The following is a 19,511-nucleotide window of genomic DNA, read 5'->3' as shown; positions in this document are numbered from 1 at the left end:
AAGATATCACAAAGCTTAGGCTGTGGAGGATACAAGTTTTAGAAAACTCGACCATACTCAGCATAAGTTGAAAATCACGCAAGGAGGGGTGATGGGGATCAAAGATTGGCCGTCAGGAGAGGGGCCGCGGGATAAACTGTTGAGCCATGGGGCCGGTCAGTTATCAGATTCTGAGCTGTTAGCTGTGGTGCTTAGAAATGGCTTAAAGGGATTGAGTGCCGTTGAGTTGGCTCGGAATCTAATCGCAGAGTTCGGCGGGCTCAGGGAGCTACTGAAGGCCTCTCAGCAGGAGGTCTGTAAATTACCTGGTATGGGGCCGGTAAAGTTTGCTCAGATTCAGGCTGCGGCTGAGTTTAGTACCCGGATTTCGGCGGAAAAGTTAAAAAGAGGCAAAATATTGAGTGATCCTGATTTAACTCGGGACTATTTAATGAGACAATTACGGGATCGTGCCTATGAAGTGTTCGCCATTTTGTTGTTGGACAGTCAGCACCGAGTCATTCAGTTTGTTGAATTATTCCGCGGCACCATAGATTCAGCGTCAGTTTATCCACGAGATGTGGTGTGTCTGGTGCTTGAGAAAAAAGCCGCGGCCGTGATTGTCTGCCACAACCATCCATCTGGAGTTGCGGAGCCAAGCCTGGCCGATAGGCGAATTACTGAGCGATTAAAGTGTGCCTTGGCAACCATAGATGTTTCCTTGTTAGACCATATGGTTGTAGGCGATCGCGAGATAGTTTCATTTGCAGAGCGGGGATGGATAGACTAACTATTCCTTGATCTTTGCTTTTAGATCCTGTATAAAATGCGCCCTCTGTTGTGTGCCTCAGGCGACGGCCGTGTTCGAGGTGCATTAATGCTCGAGCGTTAAAAATATTTTGTTTTGGAGAAGATTGACATGTCAAGAGTATGCCAAGTAACTGGCAAGAAGCCGATGGTTGGTAACAACCGCTCGCACGCGAAGAATTCTACGCGTCGTCGTTTTTTACCTAACCTACAAAACCATCGTTTTTGGTTAGAAGGCGAGAAGCGCTTCGTTAAGCTACGTCTTACCCCTAAAGGTATGCGTATTATCGATAAGAAAGGTATTGAAGTTGTTGTTGCAGAACTTCGTGCACGCGGCGAGAAGGTATAATAAACCATGGCTAAATCTAAAGGTAATCGTGAGAAGATCAAGCTAGTTTCTAGCGCTAAGACTGGTCATTTCTACACGACTGAAAAGAACAAACGTAACATGCCTGAAAAGATGGAAATCAAGAAATTTGATCCCGTTATCCGTAAGCACGTTATGTACAAAGAAGCTAAAATCAAGTAATAACTTGTTGCTAACTTCTACTAAAGCCCCTGATTCAGGGGTTTTTTTTTGCTTAAAATTTAGTTTGTTCAACGCATTGTCATGTAGATCGAGTAAGATGAATAATCTAAATTGTTATTCATTTGTGTTATTTTCATTTTATTAGTCCGTGCCCTATTTTAAAACAGTTTTTACATATCCACGATTAAATATAAATGCTTTTATTTTGAATTAAAATGCAATATCATGTTTGTTATAACCTACGGCTGTGGCCGTCAGTTTTGCATAAATGAATTAAGGTGAGAATATATTCGTGCGTACCACTGAACTCGTTGATGGATTTCGTCACTCAGCTTCCTACGTCAATTCCCATAGGGGCAAGACCTTTGTGGTGATGCTAGGGGGCGAGGCGTTAGCTAATAAACAATTTCGTTCGATCATTAATGATATTGCCCTCTTGCATAGTCTGGGGATCAAGATTGTTCTGGTGCATGGTGCCAGGCCGCAGATTGATGAGGCTTTGGCGGACAAAACCATCCTGCCTGAATACTACAATGGCGTAAGGATCACCGACGAAGATGCCTTTAAGGTGATTAAACAAGTTGTGGGTGGACTGCAGCTGGATATCACCGCCAGACTCTCCATGAGTCTGAGTAATACCCCGATGCAGGGGGCGCAGATCAATGTGGTGAGTGGTAATTTCGTTATCGCTCAGCCTCTTGGTGTCGATGATGGTGTCGACTATTGCCTGAGTGGCAAGGTCAGGCGTATCGATGTGCAAGGCCTCAAGGGGCAGCTGGAAAGTAATAGCATAGTGTTACTCGGGCCCGTTGCCGCTTCAGTTACGGGAGAGAGCTTTAATCTGACAGCCGAAGAGGTCGCCACTCAGATCGCAGTGAAACTCAAAGCCGATAAGATGATAGGTTTTAGCTCACAGAAAGGCATCCTGGATAGTACGGGTCAAGTGCTGGCCGAGTTGATGCCAAATGATGCTCAAGCTATCTTGAACGATTTAGACTTAAGCTCGAGTGTCTGTCCAGGTACTAAAGCCTTTCTCAAGGCCAGCATAGATGCCTGTCGAAATGGTGTTTCCCGTTGTCACTTTGTTAGTTATCTGGATGATGGTGCCTTGTTGCAGGAGCTCTTCTCCAGAGATGGTATAGGTACCCAGATTGTAACCGAGAGCGCCGAGCGTCTGCGCCGTGCCGGCATTGGCGATATAGGCGGGATCTTAGATCTGATCCGTCCGTTAGAGCAGAAGGGCATTCTAGTCCGTCGTTCCCGTGAGCAGCTGGAGATGGAGATTGAGCAGTTTATGCTTATCGAACGCGATAACCTGGTCATAGGCTGCGCGGCCTTTTACCCGTTCGAGGAAGACAATGCCGGTGAGTTTGCCTGTCTGGTGGTGCATCCAGAATACCGGGATGCCGACAGGGGGAGCATACTGCTTAAAAATATTATCGGTCAAGCCAGGGTCAGGGGCTATTCTAAATTGTTTGCCCTGACCACGCGCAGCATTCATTGGTTTCTGGAACAGGGTTTCGATATTGTCGATGTGGAAACCTTGCCAGATAAGAAGAAGCAATTGTACAACTATCAAAGAAAATCCAAGATACTCGCCTTAGAACTATAAGGTTCTGAGTAGCTGTGGATAGAAAATGCCAGCATTAGCTGGCATTTTTATTTGGAATTGATCTGTCTAATGATTCATTTGCCAGTCTGAGCTCTCAGGTATGCGGTATTGATGAGGATCTTTCGATATCCTATGCTGATAAAACCATCCTTCTCTAATCCAACAAGCAGTTTATTGGCAGTTTGGCGTGATAGGTTGAGGAAAGAGGCCAAGTGCTCTTGAGTGACATTCACCTGTAACCAGCCGGGCTTGTTATCCATGGGTGTCGCACTTATCTGTGCCAGAATCTGGATCAGCATGCTGGCTCTGGCGCTGAGGGAATGCAGGGAGACAAACTCGGTCCAGCTCATGAGTAACTTAAATTGACGATTAATCTCCGCCATTATCTTGGGGTATAAGTCCGGGTTCTTGCTACATAGTTTTCGTATTGCAATACCAGGGAGGACTATGATGTCTGAGTTCGCTGTGGCGACCCAATCATGGGACAAGACTTGGTCATCGAAACAGGATATCCAGCCGATCCATCGGTTAGGTCCTATGGGGGGAAACCTCACCTCTTTACCGTCTAAGCTAGTGGCTACTATGTTTAAGCTGCCCTTGATCACAAACCTAATCTGATCTCCCACATCTTCTCTATGAGCGATAACCGTTTCATTATCATAATGATAAATCTTAAGTTGTCTCAGAATGTAATCGATATCCTCAGACTTACAGGCATTAAAGACCTCCGAGCATTTCAGAAAACCTTTAAGCTGTTCATCGGTGACTTTTATCTGAGATTGTCTATTTGGCGACAATTGACCCTCTCTATATCGACTAGGTTAATAAGCTACATACTTTTACGGAAAAGTAACATCAGTGTTTCATTTCCGCTGGGGAGAAAGATGAGTTACGCAATTACTAATATAATAAACACGCATCGCCTTAAATGGATATCTGTTTTTTTTCTGGGCATCAGCAGCCTGTCGGTTCAGGCTTCACCTCAAGCACAGGCACAAGCTTTAGACTATGAGAAGCCAACATCTGATGTTGGTGGCCCACGTACCTGCTTCTGGAATCGAGGCCCTTTCAGTGCCGATCCCTATATCAATGTGGCCTATCCGGATGCAAACGTCTTCTATTGGGCGGCGACTTTCACCATACCTAAGGGAGCCAAGTTGCAGATCGACGGTGAGTTTGCCCATGCACGCTACCAGTCATTGATCAGTTATGACGAAGGAGGGCGCCCCATGGACTCGGTGGCCGATTACCTGGTGGCACCTAAGCTAAATAATATTAATCCTTATCAGGCTGGCGCCGATCGCCTGGCTGAGAAACGCAGCTACCGCATCGCGGTACAGACAGGAATTCCGCCGGAGATAGAGCGAGGCGTGATGCAACGCAATATGGTGCGTAAGAGCATTTATGCACCTACCTATAAGAAAGATCAGCAGCTGTTGATTTATCGTATCTATTTGCCCGATGAGCAGGCATCTATCACAGGTGGTGTGCCATTGCCCGAGCCGATATTAACTCTGAGTAATGGCAAGACGTTAAAAGGCAATGCAGCTTGTGACAGCTTGAATGTCGGACAACCCTTGAGGATCGATCCCACGGCACTCAACATTCCTGCAGAGCAATATATAGCCCTTAGAGATCAGCCGGATAAGCCTGCTACCTGGCCGGCTACCAACCCGGCGAGTTGGTACATCCAATACGATAGAGAATTCTTGTTGTCCATGTATTCGGGTAAAAAAATCACCGCGGGTCGCCGTTCTGAGGGGGGCTTCTATCCGAACCTGGATAATAATTACATTCGCACCATAGTGAACCGTAAATTTGGCAAGATATTGGTTATCCGCGCCAAGATGCCTAAGGTCACTAAGTCCTTCTATGGTGCTCGTGAACAGCTCGATGCCGACCTGAGATATTGGTCTATTTGTTCCAATCAGAGCTTCGCCAACACTCGGGTAACCGATTGCCTGTTCGATGAGGAGGTGCCTCTGGATGCCAAGGGCTACTACACCATAGTGGTTTCACGTGAGGAGGACAGGCCCCGTAATGCCAAACGCCAATGTGGCGTCGCCTGGCTAGAGATGGCGGCCGATGGTGATGGCTTGGGCGATGAGGATATGGCTGTGGTGCAGATCCGTAACTTACTCGCCTCGCCTGACTTTCCCAACGCGGTGCAGAAAATCCTTAAGCCAGGTGATGAGCAGACTGTGATGAAGGAATACTTTCCTAAATCCCGCTACATGATGCCTTCCATGTTTGAGGCTGTTTTCCCCTGTATTTAATACCATTCCGAGTAAGTATCTGATTATTCAGCGGGAGTTCAAAGCACTGTAGGCAAGGCGAATGTTTGAAGCTAATAGTTATTCTATATCGAGAACATTCAACGTAGCATAAAGGGCTTTGAAACCCGCACTGCGTGAGGCTCTTAGTGTTTCCACTTCTGTGTTGCATTGACTTAAAAGGGAATACCATTTCCTCATCAATGCGCCTTGAATTGAAAAAACTGAGAGCCTCTGAACTGACCAGATACTTATATGGAATGGTATAACACATTAAGGCGGGCCCGCAGGGGAGTGCGGGCCTAAATCAGATGGAATAAAGTCGTATTCATCTGCGTAATCCCAAAATAAAATAAGAGAGTGGACTATGCAATTAAATATAATAACTAAACTGCTGATAAGCAGCATGATTTCAACGCCTATGCTGGTGTTTGCAGATGATGATAGTAATGAGAAAGAGCAAGAGAATGCTCGTCAACTTGAGGTGATCACAATCACGGCCCAGAAGCGTACCGAGAGTGTGAAAGATGTACCCTTGTCGGTGGCGACCATCAATCGTGAAGCCTTAGAGAATATGAACATCAGTAACACAGAAGAGTTGTCGAGCCGGATCGGTAACTTCAGTGTCAGTCAATCCGGCCAAGGCTTTAATATCTATATGCGCGGCCTGGGATCTGGGCCTAATCAGGGCTTCGAGCAGACGGTGGGTACCTATGTCGATGGTATCTATCGCGGCCGTGGGCACCTGATGCGCAGCACCTTTCTCGATCTGGAGATGGTAGAGGTCTTACGTGGCCCTCAGGGCACTCTGTTTGGCATGAACACCACGGCTGGCGCGCTTAATCTTACTACAGCGTCACCGACGGACTACTTCAGTGGCTACATCAATACCAGCTATGACATGACCTATGATGGTTTGACGTTCGAAGGTGCAGTATCTGGCCCCTTAGCCGATACTCTGCAGGCCCGCTTCGCTTTTAGGGCTGTGGACAGCGATGGCTATATGAAGAACATCATTACTGATGAATCTGAAGTCCAGCATGAGACGCTGCTGGGGCGGTTATCTTTAGCCTGGCAGCCAACGGATAAATTGAGCATAGATCTCAAGTTGCAACAGGATAAGGATGAGTTTACCGGTGACAGTAATACTAAGGGCATTTTAGAGCCTGCATTAGCCGCAGCTAACCCAGATCTTGCGGCCAGCCTGGGGATTATGGTGTCAGCCTCATATCGGCTAAGACCACGCCAGCAATCGGAGAGGTGGAGGGCGGCGAGTTCACCGCCAGTCATCAGACCTTGAAGATAGAGTATGAACTGGGTGATCACACTCTAAGCGCCATCAGTGGATGGCAATCCTATGAGGTCGATACCTCAAATGATGGCGACAGGACGCCCAGACCTCTCTTGTATCGCAGTGTCAGCGATGAGGAGTACAGTCAATTCAGCCAGGAGTTGAGGCTGATGTCGCCTGGACATGAGCGCTTCAATTATATCTTAGGCGCCTACTATCAAGATTCAGATCTCACCTATGATGAACACTTTTTGGCCTATGCGCTGCAATTTGATGGGGTGAGGCAGTTTCGAACTCAGTCCGAGGTGATGAGTGCTTTCGGTAAGTTCGATTGGAACCTGGATGAGCAGTGGAGCGTCAGTCTGGGACTCAGATATACCCATGAAGAGAAAGACGGTAGCCGGGACTTGACGCTTATCGATCTTTTGTCCGGGGATCCAATCTCACAGGTGCCCTTGATATCGCCGCCGGCACTGCAAGGCGCACTGGATCAGTTCGGACTACCTGGTATCTCCGGAGCCGCTTATAGCCTGATGTTAGGTCCGGACTATCCCTATCTGGATCCCTTGTTGCTGGGTAACAATACACAAAATATTGCCAACCCAATTTATAGAACGGGTGAGGATCATAGTATCAGGGCTCAGCGCACCGAAGAGAGCTTCACTCCTGCGCTCTCGCTCAAATATCAAATTGATGATGCCATGTTTTATGCCAGTATCGCCAAAGGAGCGAAATCAGGCGGATTCGATGCCAGGGCAAATTTGCCGGAAAACTTCGAGTTCGATGATGAGTCGGTATTGTCCTACGAGTTAGGCAGTAAACTCACCTTAGACGGCGGAGCCGCCGATCTTAATTTGGCGGTGTTTTACATGGAGTTCAGCGATCTGCAGACATCGACCTTCGATGGCAGCACAGGCTTCTATGTGGAAAATGGTGCCAAGGCAACCTCCTTCGGCCTAGAGCTGGATGGTCGTTGGGCGTTTGCCGATGATTGGTTATGGTCGGGAAGTCTGGGTTTACTCGATTTCAGTTGGGATGAGTTTACCGGTGCCAAGTGCTTTACTAGTTTGAGTCAAACATCGGATCTGGTGGAGGCTAATGGCAGCTCTTGCGACCTATCAGGCCAGCCAAATGCTCTTTCGCCTAAGGTATCGGGTAGCACCTGGCTCGAGTATCGCACCGAGTTGAGTAGCGACTATGACATTCGGCTGATGGCCGAGACAGTGTTTAAGTCCAGCTACTTCACCAACGCGGATCTCAACCCTTATACCGAGCAGGCTGCATTTGCTAAATACAATGCGCAGATAGCCTTGATTAATACCGACTCGGACTGGCAACTGGGCTTGGTACTGAAAAACTTGAGTGACGAGATCACCATCAATAGCTCCTACGATATGCCGTTTACTCCAGGAGGTTACGTGGTCTATACCGAGCCTGGACGCAGTGCGACTCTGCAGTTTAGCTATAAGTTCGAATAGTAGGTGTTAAAAATGCTATAGAAGAGACAAGGCCTCTATTTCTATGATGAGAAATAGGGGCCTCTTGATGATTAATTTGTCGATTACTGTTTCTTGCGTTTGTAGAACATGTCTATGGTGAATACGACCAAGGCTCCCCAGATAAACAGGAAGGTGATTCCTTTCTCCAGATCGAATGATTCGCCATAGAGGGTGATAGCTAAGATAAACATGATACTAGGGCCGAGATATTGGATGAAGCCCAGTACTGATAGTGGGATCCTCACCGCCGCAGCGGCGAAACAGAGCAAGGGTATGGTGGTCACTATGCCCGCCGCTAATAGCAGCAGATTGAGTGACATCTCGTTGGTCATCATGTTGGTTAATGAGCCGCCCACATTGGTAAGCAGGTAGATGAGTGCAACCGGGAATAGGATGGCGGTCTCGACCAGTAAGCCTGTCTTGGCATCTACATTAACTTTTTTACGTAGCAGTCCGTAGAGACCAAATGAGCAGGCAAGACCCAAAGAGACCAGGGGAATTGAGCCAAACGAGATCAACTGAACCATTACGCCGCTAGCGGCCAATGCGACGGCAAACCATTGTAGTTTCCGCAGTCGCTCGCCCAGAAAGGCCATGCCCAACATGACATTTACCAGTGGGTTGATGAAATAACCTAAGCTGGCATCCAACATATGATCATTATTGATGGCCCAGATAAACAGTAGCCAGTTAGCCGCGATCAGAATCGAGGTCAAGGTTAATACCATGAGCTGCTTCGGCCGCTTCAACACTTGTCTGAGGCGAGAGAAGCCACCGAATGTCATCATGAGTATAGTGACAAACACGAATGACCAGATCACCCTGTGTATCAAGATCTCGGTTGCGGAAACCTGTCCCAGCAACTTGAAATAGAGTGGCGCGAAGCCCCAGAGAGTATAAGCACAAATAGCAAAGACTATGCCTTTGCGGTATTCAGAATCGAGCATGAATAGAACTACAAAGTGAGAAAGTGCCTCATTGTATTCCTCAAGCCTTACAGCCTCAAGCTTAAAGCTGTGACTAACCGTTTCTTGCCTGTCTCATGAGAGTGACACCAGGAAAGTAAAACTGACACTTGGAAATAAGCGAGCTACAGGCAAACATAGCTGTGGCAAGAAAAGCTTGCGACCGCTGTGTTCTGAAGCCGTTCCTTCTACAGACTTAGCCGACCATGTAAGTACCCGTGCCGAAGGCAATGTGATCGCCACGTTCATTATGCAGCTCCATGCGGCAGACTGATACGCGATTTCCGGCGCGGATCACAGTGCCGGTGCCGGTAAATATCTCACCTCTGCCGGGCCTGAGGTAATCGATTCTCAGATCTATGGTGCCTAAAGTTTGCAAGCGGCTCTGTAGCTCTTCTACGCTCCAGTCATCGCGACTGGCGACTAAACCCGAGAAGGCTGTCAGTCCACCGACAACGTCGAGTACCGTGGCAGTGACGCCGCCATGGAGGATTTGCTGGTGGATATTGCCGATAAGCTCAGGCTTCATATTGACGCTAACTTCGACGCCATCGATATCATAACGTTTGATGTCCATGCCCAAGAGGTTATGGAATGGCACTTGCTTATCGAACACCTCAGCCACTCTCTTAAGAATTTCGGCTTGCACTGGATTGGTCATAAGCATCCCTTATACGACTTTAAATGGGTCGTTGATTATTATTAGAGCAATTAATCTATCGCTTATTTACCTTGGTATGCAAGATTATTCTCAAACATTAGCCGATCATGAGAGACAAGAGGCGTGAGCTTTATTAGAATGGTCGGCCTTATTTCAGACTCCCGATGCCCATGGACCAAGTGATGCCGCAACCTCAATCAGATCCACTCTCTTCGAGCCTGCAGTCGGTATTCGGCTACCGCACCTTCAGAAAGGGCCAGCGGGAGGTGATAGAGCAGATTTGTGCCGGTATCGATTGCTTGGTGATAATGCCTACAGGTGGTGGTAAGAGCCTGTGTTATCAGCTGCCGGCATTGCAGATGCCAGGGTTGACCATAGTCGTCTCACCGCTGATATCCCTGATGAAAGATCAGGTCGATAGCCTGCAGCAGATGGGAGTCAATGCCGGATACCTAAATTCATCTCAGGCAGGGGAAGAGCGGGCTAGGATCCTCAGGGAGATGCACAGCGGCGAGCTAAAACTGCTTTATGTTTCTCCCGAGCGTTTGCTGCAAGCCAGCTTTATCGACCGTCTGCATGAATTGCATATCTCGCTTTTCGCCATAGATGAGGCGCATTGTATTTCCCAATGGGGTCATGATTTCAGGCCCGAGTATGCGGCGCTAGGCAGGCTGAGACAGTATTTTCCCCATGTGCCGATTATGGCACTGACGGCCACGGCAGATCAGGCCACCAGACAAGATATCTGTCAGCGTCTGACTATTACTCCTTACTCCTTACTCACCAGTTTCGACCGTCCGAATATTCGCTATACAGTGGCCGAGAAGCTCAATGCTGCTAATCAGTTACGTCAGTTCGTTACTGCCCAAAATGGCACCAGTGGCATCATCTATTGCGGCAGCCGTAGACGAGTCGATGAGGTGGCGGAGCGTCTGAGACTCCAGGGCCATAATGCCGACTCTTATCATGCGGGCAGGACTCAGGAGGAGAGGGCCGATGTTCAAGACCGCTTCCTGAAAGATCAACTCGATATCGTGGTGGCAACCGTGGCATTTGGCATGGGTATCAACAAGTCCAATGTTCGTTACGTGGTGCATTACGATATCCCCAAGAGCGTGGAGTCATATTATCAAGAGACGGGACGGGCCGGACGTGATGGTTTAGATTCTGAGGCCTTGATGCTGTTCGACCCCGCCGATATCGGCCGGGTACGCCATCTGATAGAGCAATCTGAGCCGGGTCCTCAGCAGCAGGTCGAGTTGCATAAGCTCAATACCATGGCCGCCTTTGCCGAGGCGCAGACCTGTCGTCGTCAGGTGCTGCTGCACTATTTCGATGAGAGTGCCGAAGAGCCCTGTGGTAACTGTGATATCTGTTTAGATCCGCCTAAGCGATATAACGGTATTCAAGATGCACAGAAGGTGCTCTCCAGCATCTATCGTTTGAAGCAAGGCTTCGGCATCAATCACCTCATCGAGGTGTTGCGTGGCTCTAAGGCCGCCAATGTGCTGGACCGCGGCCATGACAAGTTATCTACCTGGGGAATAGGCAAAGACAAGAGTCATGAATTTTGGCTGAGTATCATCAGGCAGATAATCCACTTAGGCTTTGCCAGTCAAGATATTACCCGGGGCTCATCGGTCAAGTTGAACCCCTCGGCGCGAGCAGTGCTCAAAGGGGAAGTTGAGTTATTGTTGGCAGAGCCGAGAATCATACTGCAAACCACTTCTAAGCGTCGTAGTGGCAGTACTCGTGCGCCATTGAATTATGATCGTAAGTTATTTGCCAGATTGAAGCTGCTGCGTAGACGCTTGGCTGAAGAACTGGATGTTCCGCCTTATCTGGTATTCAACGATGCGACTCTGGCCGAAATGGCGGCCATGACCCCCACGAGTCCAGGCGAAATGTTGGCTGTTAACGGTGTCGGTGAGCGTAAGTTAAGCCGTTTCGGTGGTGAATTCCTCGATGAGATCGCTAACTACCTAGCCGATAGCTAGGAGAGCCAGATTCAGGGAGTTCGAGCTAAGCCGTTTCGGCGGTGAATTATCTTAATAAGATCGCTAACTACCTAGCCGATAGCTAGGAGAGCCAGATTCAGGGAGTTCGAGCTAAGCCGTTTCGGCGGTGAATTATCTTCATAAGATCGCTAACTACCTAGCCGATAGCTAGGAGAGCCAGATTTAGGGAGTTCGAGCTAAGCCGTTTCGGTGGTGAATTATCTTAATAAGATCGCTAGCTACCTAGCCGATAGCTAGGAGAACCAGATTCAGGGAGTTCGAGCTAAGCCGTTTCGGCGGTGAATTATCTTCATAAGATCGCTAACTAACTAACTAACTAACTAACTAACTAACTAACTGGCTGATAGCTAGGAGAGCTGGAGCTAAACAGTTGTTGTGCTATGGCTTGCTTGTTTCCTGTTCTTCAAAATTAACTGTTTCACCTTAGCTCGTTTTATCAAAGACTTGAGGCTGTCCTGTTGTTGCAATTTTGAATAGCCAATATTAGCCCGATCACCTTGCTGTAGTGGCTGCATCACTGTTTTTATCTGTTCGATAATCTTTAAGGTGCCTTTCTCCTGTGTATGAGGTAACAAGATCACCACCTCCTCATCGATAGTCGTTGTGATTATGTCTTGCTCTCTGAGGAGGTTCTCCAGTCGTGTATGCAAAAGAGGTAGATCGGCAGGAAAAATATGTCTGGAATCGATAAGAATAAGACTCAAGTGGAAACCGACAAGTTTGCTGTGGCCGATCAGTTTATCTATTTTCTGTTCGAGTGAGCTGGAGATTTTTGGCGCTTGCGCGAGCTTAGTTGATTTTAGTCTCTGCCTTATGGTCATAAGAGCCACTAGGATGAATAGAGTCAGTAGTACATATTCACTCTTAAACTGAGCTTGACTGCCTAGCATAGGACTGTGTCTATCTATGGCAGAATGTGCAATCTGTTGTCGGCTCAGACGAGTGTTTAATTGCTGTAAACGCGTATCTTTGATGAAGTTAAAGGTGTTTTCTGCGGCACCGAATTTGAGCACTTGGTAATGATAAGCCTGCTCGAAATTGCCCTGATCAACGTAATAGGCACTCAATACCTGATAGCACAGTACTAACTCATGATATTTAAAAGTTTGTAGACCCGTTGCTATGGCTTGGTTCATCAGGGTCATGGCTTTGGGCTGGTTGCCGCTTGTCAGTAGTACTTGGGCAAGTAGACGTTGGGTTCGTAATTTTTCTATGGTGCTTTTTTGTTTAATGAAGGTATGTAAACTGATCTCCAATAGCTGAATCGCTCGACTGTAATTTTCTCTGCTATATTCTAGCTGAGCAATATCCTTGTAACTCACGGCAAGCTCGAAAGCCGTTTCGAGTTCTGGTAATAAATTTTTTGCCTCTTTAATCAGTTGGTCACTGGATATAGCATGATTAAGCTGAGCCATCTTTGCCACTTGTATGCTGGCTGTGAGTAGCACCTTACCCTTGGGATCATCTCTAACGAGGGCCTTTTCTAATAACTGGTAGGCGGGTTTAAACTTACCGTTTTTGGCTAGCAGTTGGCTCATAGCTAGTGTGATACTGATCTTTGGAGGCAGTACCCAATTGATAGCTTGTGATCGGGTATCGGAGTAGATATCACTGGCTAAAACGAGATCTTCGAATGCGCTACTATAGCTGTCAATCTGAGTATCTATTATACCTCTAAGTCTCAATCCGTTTACAAGGGACTGAGGTTGTTTAAGCTCCCTGGACAGCATGACAGAGCTGTCCAGTATGGGTAATGCCTGTCGGTAATCACCATAGTTATTGAATGCGGCAGCCATGCAGTTGAGGAAGTAAGGACGCGCTTGATCTAGCTTGAGAATCTTCGCCTTAGCTTCATTCATGCGGGCAACGTTAATTGCTGCCTCATTTTCGCCTAGTTGCAGGAAGGTTTCACATCTGAGTAGTGAGAGCCTTAATTTATCTGTTTCGGTAAGCTTGATGGGAGAGGTAATGTTTTCTAGGGTGTTGATCTCATTGAGGGCTTGAGTAGGGTATTGATAAAGGAGCCTGTCGATCGTATCGAGTCTGTCTTGTATGTTTGCCCATGCTGGCGCTAGCCAGAATGTGAGGCAAAGCACTACGATACGAAAGATCATTGGGTGAAGCTCCGTTTACTTATTCGAAATCCATGTGGCAGGCATTATAACTAATTTGATGTATTAAAAAACAACAGAGTATGATTTAGAACTATTTGTTTCAAAATCGACTTTTTATCGAGATATCTTAGGTAAATGGCTGCAGATTATAGGGTTAATGAAAAGATAGTCAGGGTTTAAAGGTGTTTTCTCTGGTCTAATAAGGCGAAAATGAAAAGAATGGGGTTGACACTGGAGCCGCCACACGTTAAAAATTAAACGTTCTTTACGAAAATAACGTCAAAATCGAGTATTAACTTCTGCATAATTAATTATGCACATTGAATAAATAAGACAGATGAATATAAAGCGTGCATTACTCAACCTCCTCATTCTCATTCTCGCAGGTCCTGCGCGGAGGATGTAGTGTTGCACACTCGATAGAGAAACAGCATTCACAAACCCCGCGCTAACAACCGCGGGGTTTTTTGTTTTTAAGCGCAAATAATAATTAGGTCTTCCACGGAGAAACCAGATGTCTAACCGAGTGATTATTTTTGATACGACCCTACGTGATGGCGAACAAGCCTTGGCGGCAAGCTTAACGGTTAAGGAAAAGCTACAGATAGCGCTATCTCTGGAACGACTGGGTGTTGACGTGATGGAGGTGGGTTTTCCTGTTTCGTCTCCGGGAGATTTTAAGTCTGTTCAGACCATAGCCCGTACGATAAAAAACAGCCGAGTATGTGCCCTGTCTCGCGCTTTGGAAAAAGATATCGATGCAGCGGCTCAGTCACTGTCGGTTGCCGAACAGTTCCGTATTCATACTTTCATCTCCACTTCGACCATACATGTTGAAAGTAAGCTGAAACGTTCTTTCGATCAGGTATTAGAGATGGCGGTTGGCGCCATCAAGTATGCACGACGATTCACCGACGATGTCGAGTTCTCCTGTGAAGATGCGGGTCGCACGCCTATCGACAACCTATGTCGCATGGTCGAAGAGGCGATTAAAGCGGGCGCCAGGACAATTAATATTCCCGATACCGTAGGTTACACCATACCGAGCGAATTCGGTTCCATCATAGAAACCTTGTTTAATCGGGTTCCTAACATAGATCAGGCGGTGATCTCGGTTCATTGTCACGATGACTTAGGCATGTCTGTCGCTAACTCGATCACCGCTGTGCAGCATGGTGCACGCCAGATCGAATGTACGGTCAATGGCATCGGCGAGCGGGCGGGTAACTGTTCTCTGGAAGAGATAGCCATGATCTTGTCTACCCGTAAGGCAAAACTTGGTTTCGAAACCGGCATCAATGCCAAAGAGATCCATCGTACTTCAAACCTAGTCAGCCAGTTGTGTAACATGCCGGTACAGGCAAATAAGGCGATAGTCGGTGCTAATGCATTCACTCATTCATCGGGTATTCATCAAGATGGCATGCTTAAGTCACAGAATACCTATGAGATCATGACGCCAGAGAGCATAGGGCTACCCCGTAATAATCTCAATATGACTTCTCGCTCGGGACGTCACGTGATTAAGCATCGCATGGCCGAGATGGGTTATGGCGAGAGCGATTACGATATGGATACCTTGTATAACTCCTTCGTTGAGCTGGCAGACAAGAAGGGTCAGGTATTTGATTATGACCTAGAGGCACTGGTCTTTATTGAGGCTCAGGTCGATGAGGACGCGCATTATAAATTGCAGCAGCTGGTGGTCCATTCTGATTCTACTCAAGGCAATGCAACTGCGACGGTTAAAGTTGAAATCGATGGCAAGACTGTCACTGAGGCGGCCACGGGTAACGGTCCTGTGGATGCTGCGTATAATGCCATCGCCCGTGCGAGCAAGTGTGAAGTGAATATTACCAGCTATAAGCTAAGCGCCAAGGGTGAGGGACAAGATGCCCTGGGTCAGGTAGATATTGAGGCGAGCTATCAGCAGCAGAGCTTCCATGGCGTCGGGCTGGCGACCGATGTGGTTGAAGCTTCGGTTCAGGCGCTGATACATGTGATGAACCTGACTTGGCGTGCAGATAAAGTTGCCGATTGTAAAGAGAAAATTCAGCAGAAGCGTAGCGAGTTAGGCGGCGTATAAAAAAGTTATCAATTATTCGAATAGTAAAATTAAAGAGTTGGGAGTAAGTGTCGTATGAGTTATCAAGTAGCTGTATTAGCCGGAGATGGAATTGGACCCGAAGTGATGGCCGAGGCGCGCAAGGTGCTGGCCGCGGTCGAGAAGCGTTTCGATCTCTCAATCGAATATAGTGAATATGATGTTGGGGGCGCGGCCATCGATAATCATGGTTGTCCTCTACCAGAAGCGACTCTAAAAGGTTGTGAAGCGGCCGATGCCGTACTGTTTGGTTCAGTTGGCGGTCCTAAGTGGGAGCACTTACCGCCAAACGATCAACCTGAGCGTGGCGCGCTACTGCCTCTTCGTGGACACTTCGAGCTTTTCTGCAATATGCGTCCGGCTAAATTACATACGGGCCTCGAACATATGTCGCCACTGCGTAGCGACATCTCAGAGAAGGGCTTCGATATTCTTTGTGTGCGTGAATTAACTGGCGGTATCTATTTCGGTAAGCCTAAGGGTCGTCAGGGCGAAGGCGAGAATGAAGAAGCATTCGATACCATGAGATATAGCCGCAAAGAGATCAGGCGCATAGCTAAGATTGCATTCGAATCTGCCCAGGGTCGTCGCAAGAAAGTGACTTCGGTCGATAAGGCTAACGTCTTGGCTTGCAGTGTACTCTGGCGTGAAGTCGTCGAAGAGGTCGCTAAGGATTACCCGGATGTCGAACTTGAACACATCTATATCGATAACGCCACCATGCAGTTGTTACGTCGTCCAAATGAATTCGATGTCATGCTCTGCTCTAACCTGTTCGGCGACATCGTCTCGGATGAGATTGCCATGTTGACCGGTTCTATGGGTCTGCTGTCATCGATTAGCATGAACAGTGAAGGTTTCGGCATGTACGAGCCTGCTGGTGGCAGTGCGCCGGACATCGCCGGTCAGGGAATCGCTAATCCGGTGGCACAAATTCTGTCAGCCGCCTTGCTTTTGCGTCATAGCCTGAAACTCGAAGATGCTGCCCAAGCGATAGAAGCCGCCGTGAGCAAGACACTGAGAGATGGTTACTTAACTGGTGAGTTACTGCCTGCAAGCGAGCGTAGCCAGGCTAAATCTACCAGTCAGATGGGTGATTATATTGCTCAAGCTGTTGCCGAAGGGGTTTAATATATGACTAATACTTTATACGAGAATGGTATGAGGGATGGTTGTACTGTCTCAGTTATTGCATTAACTGTAGGGGAGGCGTAGATCATGGCTAAGACTTTATACGAGAAGGTATGGGATGCACATATCGTCGTTGAGAATGAGGGTGAAGCGCCGCTTATCTATGTAGACAGACATTTGGTCCATGAGGTGACATCACCTCAGGCATTCAGTGGTTTGAGGGCCGCGGGTCGCAAAATGCGCGCGCCAGGGAAAACCTTCGCAACCATGGATCATAACACCTCGACTAAGAGTGCAAGCCTGGATGCTTTGAGCCCTATGGCTCGAATCCAGGTAGAAACACTGCAGGATAACTGTAAAGAGTTTGGTGTGCGCCTCTATGACATACATCATAAGAACCAAGGTATAGTGCATGTGATGGGGCCTGAACTTGGCATCACCATACCCGGCGCTGTTATCGTATGTGGTGACTCTCACACCGCCACTCACGGTGCATTTGGTGCACTGGCGTTCGGTATAGGCACGTCTGAAGTTGAGCACGTGATGGCGACGCAAACCTTGCGTCAGCTAAAAGCTAAGACGATGAAGATTGTGGTGCGTGGGCATGTCGCTGTCGGGATCACAGCCAAAGATATCGTGCTTGCCATCATAGGCAAGATTGGCATGGATGGCGGCACGGGTTATGTCGTTGAGTTCTGTGGTGAGGCTATCGAAGCCCTAACCATGGAAGGTCGCATGACTGTGTGTAATATGGCCATTGAGATGGGGGCTAAGGCGGGAATGATTGCGCCGGATGCTACCACTGTCGAATATATGAAGGGGCGTGAATTTGCACCCAAGGGCGAAGCTTGGGATCAAGCTGTAGCGGATTGGGCCGAATTAAAAACTGATGAAGATGCAGTTTTTGATGCGACAGTTGTGCTCGAGGCCGGTGATATAGCGCCTCAGCTCACATGGGGAACAAATCCGGGACAAGTCGTTGCCATCGATGGCGTCGTACCAAACCCAGCAGATGAGCAAAACGCTACGGTTAGACACAGCATCGAAAAAGCGCTCAAGTATGTGGCGCTTTCAGCCGGGACTAGTATGACTGATGTGAGTATCAACAAGGCCTTTATCGGTTCATGTACTAATTCTCGTATCGAAGATCTACGTGCTGCGGCTGCACAGGCTAAGGGCCGTAAGGTTGCCGATGGCGTGATTGCGATTGTAGTACCAGGATCAGGTTTAGTTAAAGAGCAGGCGGAGGCCGAAGGACTGGACAAGATCTTTATCGATGCGGGATTCGAGTGGCGTCTACCGGGTTGCTCTATGTGTTTAGCGATGAACGATGATCGTTTAGAGGCAGGCGATCGTTGCGCCTCAACCAGTAATCGTAATTTCGAGGGACGTCAGGGACGAGGTAGTCGTACTCACCTTGTTAGCCCGGCCATGGCCGCAGCGGCGGCTATCGCTGGTCACTTCGTCGATATTCGCAAACCTTACTAGGAGCACCGAGATGTATGAATTTTTTATAGCCGATGATGTCGTCGCTATTCACAGAGCTTACTAGGAGCACAGAGTAATGAATCCATTTACCTCACACACTGGGCTTTCGGTCATGATCGATAGCGCTAATGTCGATACCGATCAGATCATCCCTAAGCAGTTTCTGTCTAAAGTGACTCGCGATGGTTTTGGTGTACACCTCTTCCATGATTGGCGTTATTTGGACGAGGCTGGCGATCAGCCAAATCCAGAGTTTAGCCTCAACTTTCCCAGATATAAGGGCGCATCGGTTCTCCTTACTAAGGAAAATTTTGGCTGTGGTTCTAGCCGTGAGCATGCCCCATGGGCGTTAGCCGATTTTGGTTTACGCGCCATTATCGCACCAAGCTTTGCCGATATTTTCTATGGTAACTCTATCAACAATGGCCTACTGCCGGTGCGTTTGACTGATGTCGAAGTGCAGCAGTTGATGGATGAGGTTGAGGCACAAGAGGGCGCCGAGATCACAGTCGATCTTGAGGCTTTAACTGTCACATCTCCATCGGGGGCTAAATTTAGTTTTGAGATTGAGACTTCGGCTCGACATAACCTACTAAATGGCTTGGATGCTATTGGTTTGACTTTAGGTTATGTCGATCAGATTGCGGCTTATGAAGCTAAACTCCCAAGCTGGAAGCTGTAAGATTTTTTAAGCGTACATTTGTACTTAAGTGTTAAGAATCTAGAGCCGGATGAACAAGTGTTTATCCGGCTTTTGTTTTAAATCGTAACCAACTAGCTCCATCCTATTGAAAATATGATTGTTTTATTTTTTCTGTGAACTGATTCAAGGTTTTGTTATTTCTTCTAGTGATTTTAACTACCAGAAGATTTCTATTTAAGCTAACGTGTGTAAGTCGCTATAAATTTCATTGTCTATTGATTTATATGGTTATTTATAACATTCTCCCCATGAAATTCATCTCCAATGGTGACGCTGTCTCGTCATAGTTGACTTGCAGACTGTTTTAAATAGCCATTTCATCTTAATAAATACTGAA

Annotated in this window: 16 protein-coding genes; 12 read left to right on the top strand and 4 right to left on the bottom strand. The window is 47.6% G+C overall.

The window, feature by feature from the left end; genetic code table 11:
- The first annotated feature begins 91 nt into the window (after positions 1-91).
- From radC to argA, 4 genes are all read left to right on the top strand, one after another.
- Positions 92-769 carry a RadC family protein gene (gene radC / locus FM037_RS26305; RefSeq protein ID WP_144048436.1) on the top strand — a complete coding sequence of 226 codons (678 nt, stop codon included), beginning with the start codon at positions 92-94 and terminating at the stop codon, positions 767-769.
- A gap of 129 nt (positions 770-898) precedes the next feature.
- A complete protein-coding gene (gene rpmB / locus FM037_RS26300; RefSeq protein ID WP_144048435.1) occupies positions 899-1,135 on the top strand; it encodes a 50S ribosomal protein L28 in 237 nt (78 codons plus the stop codon).
- A gap of 6 nt (positions 1,136-1,141) precedes the next feature.
- A complete protein-coding gene (gene rpmG, locus FM037_RS26295) occupies positions 1,142-1,315 on the top strand; it encodes a 50S ribosomal protein L33 (protein WP_013053319.1) in 174 nt (57 codons plus the stop codon).
- Positions 1,316-1,607: 292 nt separating this feature from the next.
- A complete protein-coding gene (argA, locus tag FM037_RS26290) occupies positions 1,608-2,927 on the top strand; it encodes an amino-acid N-acetyltransferase (RefSeq protein WP_144048434.1) in 1,320 nt (439 codons plus the stop codon).
- A 74-nt stretch (positions 2,928-3,001) separates the two neighbouring features.
- On the opposite strand, the gene FM037_RS26285 is transcribed toward argA, so the two are convergent.
- On the bottom strand, positions 3,002-3,724 hold the full coding sequence (locus FM037_RS26285) for a Crp/Fnr family transcriptional regulator (RefSeq protein ID WP_144048433.1): 723 nt from the start codon (positions 3,722-3,724) through the stop codon (positions 3,002-3,004).
- Positions 3,725-3,811: 87 nt separating this feature from the next.
- Between FM037_RS26285 and FM037_RS26280 the strand changes: the two genes are divergently transcribed.
- The 3 genes from FM037_RS26280 to FM037_RS26265 all read left to right on the top strand — a co-directional run bounded on the left by FM037_RS26280 (position 3,812) and on the right by FM037_RS26265 (position 7,969).
- Positions 3,812-5,203, top strand: coding sequence for a hypothetical protein (locus tag FM037_RS26280; RefSeq protein ID WP_144048432.1), 1,392 nt, complete (start codon positions 3,812-3,814; stop codon positions 5,201-5,203).
- A gap of 364 nt (positions 5,204-5,567) precedes the next feature.
- A complete protein-coding gene (locus tag FM037_RS26270; RefSeq protein ID WP_144048430.1) occupies positions 5,568-6,500 on the top strand; it encodes a TonB-dependent receptor in 933 nt (310 codons plus the stop codon).
- On the top strand, positions 6,461-7,969 hold the full coding sequence (locus FM037_RS26265) for a TonB-dependent receptor domain-containing protein (RefSeq protein ID WP_185976917.1): 1,509 nt from the start codon (positions 6,461-6,463) through the stop codon (positions 7,967-7,969). Before FM037_RS26270 ends, FM037_RS26265 begins: the two co-directional genes overlap by 40 nt.
- Positions 7,970-8,052: 83 nt before the next feature.
- Here the strand turns inward: FM037_RS26265 and rarD are convergent, their stop codons facing one another.
- Positions 8,053-8,937, bottom strand: coding sequence for an EamA family transporter RarD (gene rarD, locus FM037_RS26260; RefSeq protein ID WP_144048428.1), 885 nt, complete (start codon positions 8,935-8,937; stop codon positions 8,053-8,055).
- Positions 8,938-9,151: 214 nt separating this feature from the next.
- Positions 9,152-9,616 (bottom strand): thioesterase family protein, encoded by a 465-nt coding sequence (locus tag FM037_RS26255; RefSeq protein ID WP_112350919.1) that lies wholly within the window; start codon positions 9,614-9,616, stop codon positions 9,152-9,154.
- Positions 9,617-9,780: 164 nt separating this feature from the next.
- Here FM037_RS26255 and recQ point away from each other — a divergent pair, with 164 nt between their 5' ends.
- Positions 9,781-11,613, top strand: a complete 1,833-nt coding sequence (gene recQ, locus FM037_RS26250; RefSeq protein ID WP_144048427.1) for a DNA helicase RecQ — start codon at positions 9,781-9,783, stop codon at positions 11,611-11,613.
- A gap of 383 nt (positions 11,614-11,996) precedes the next feature.
- On the opposite strand, the gene FM037_RS26245 is transcribed toward recQ, so the two are convergent.
- The gene (locus FM037_RS26245) at positions 11,997-13,748 is read right to left on the bottom strand and encodes a nucleotidyl cyclase domain-containing protein (RefSeq protein ID WP_144048426.1); all 1,752 of its coding nucleotides are present in this window, start codon (positions 13,746-13,748) and stop codon (positions 11,997-11,999) included.
- 514 nt (positions 13,749-14,262) lie between these two features.
- On the opposite strand from FM037_RS26245, the gene leuA reads away from it, so the two are divergent.
- The 4 genes from leuA to leuD all read left to right on the top strand — a co-directional run bounded on the left by leuA (position 14,263) and on the right by leuD (position 19,153).
- On the top strand, positions 14,263-15,834 hold the full coding sequence (gene leuA, locus FM037_RS26240; RefSeq protein WP_144048425.1) for a 2-isopropylmalate synthase: 1,572 nt from the start codon (positions 14,263-14,265) through the stop codon (positions 15,832-15,834).
- A gap of 54 nt (positions 15,835-15,888) precedes the next feature.
- Positions 15,889-16,983 carry a 3-isopropylmalate dehydrogenase gene (gene leuB / locus FM037_RS26235; RefSeq protein WP_144048424.1) on the top strand — a complete coding sequence of 365 codons (1,095 nt, stop codon included), beginning with the start codon at positions 15,889-15,891 and terminating at the stop codon, positions 16,981-16,983.
- Between the two features lie 87 nt (positions 16,984-17,070).
- Entirely contained in the window at positions 17,071-18,471 is a 1,401-nt protein-coding gene (leuC, locus tag FM037_RS26230) for a 3-isopropylmalate dehydratase large subunit (RefSeq protein WP_144048423.1), read from the top strand.
- A gap of 76 nt (positions 18,472-18,547) precedes the next feature.
- A complete protein-coding gene (gene leuD, locus FM037_RS26225) occupies positions 18,548-19,153 on the top strand; it encodes a 3-isopropylmalate dehydratase small subunit (RefSeq protein ID WP_144048422.1) in 606 nt (201 codons plus the stop codon).
- Positions 19,154-19,511 lie beyond the last annotated feature (358 nt).

Source organism: Shewanella psychropiezotolerans (assembly GCF_007197555.1).
GTDB lineage: Bacteria > Pseudomonadota > Gammaproteobacteria > Enterobacterales > Shewanellaceae > Shewanella > Shewanella psychropiezotolerans.
Note: the sequence above shows the minus strand (reverse complement) of the source record. Positions and strands in the feature narration are given on the sequence as shown.

Bases quoted from the DNA above. Each gene is read 5' to 3' on its own strand.
- rpmB (WP_144048435.1), top strand. From the start codon at position 899: ATGTCAAGAGTATGCCAAGTAACTGGCAAGAAGCCGATGGTTGGTAAC.
- leuC (WP_144048423.1), top strand. From the start codon at position 17,071: ATGGCTAAGACTTTATACGAGAAGGTATGGGATGCACATATCGTCGTT.
- leuB (WP_144048424.1), top strand. From the start codon at position 15,889: ATGAGTTATCAAGTAGCTGTATTAGCCGGAGATGGAATTGGACCCGAA.
- rpmG (WP_013053319.1), top strand. From the start codon at position 1,142: ATGGCTAAATCTAAAGGTAATCGTGAGAAGATCAAGCTAGTTTCTAGC.
- recQ (WP_144048427.1), top strand. From the start codon at position 9,781: ATGCCCATGGACCAAGTGATGCCGCAACCTCAATCAGATCCACTCTCT.
- rarD (WP_144048428.1), bottom strand. From the start codon at position 8,937: ATGCTCGATTCTGAATACCGCAAAGGCATAGTCTTTGCTATTTGTGCT.
- FM037_RS26255 (WP_112350919.1), bottom strand. From the start codon at position 9,616: ATGACCAATCCAGTGCAAGCCGAAATTCTTAAGAGAGTGGCTGAGGTG.
- radC (WP_144048436.1), top strand. From the start codon at position 92: ATGGGGATCAAAGATTGGCCGTCAGGAGAGGGGCCGCGGGATAAACTG.
- leuA (WP_144048425.1), top strand. From the start codon at position 14,263: ATGTCTAACCGAGTGATTATTTTTGATACGACCCTACGTGATGGCGAA.
- FM037_RS26245 (WP_144048426.1), bottom strand. From the start codon at position 13,748: ATGATCTTTCGTATCGTAGTGCTTTGCCTCACATTCTGGCTAGCGCCA.
- leuD (WP_144048422.1), top strand. From the start codon at position 18,548: ATGAATCCATTTACCTCACACACTGGGCTTTCGGTCATGATCGATAGC.
- FM037_RS26270 (WP_144048430.1), top strand. From the start codon at position 5,568: ATGCAATTAAATATAATAACTAAACTGCTGATAAGCAGCATGATTTCA.
- FM037_RS26280 (WP_144048432.1), top strand. From the start codon at position 3,812: ATGAGTTACGCAATTACTAATATAATAAACACGCATCGCCTTAAATGG.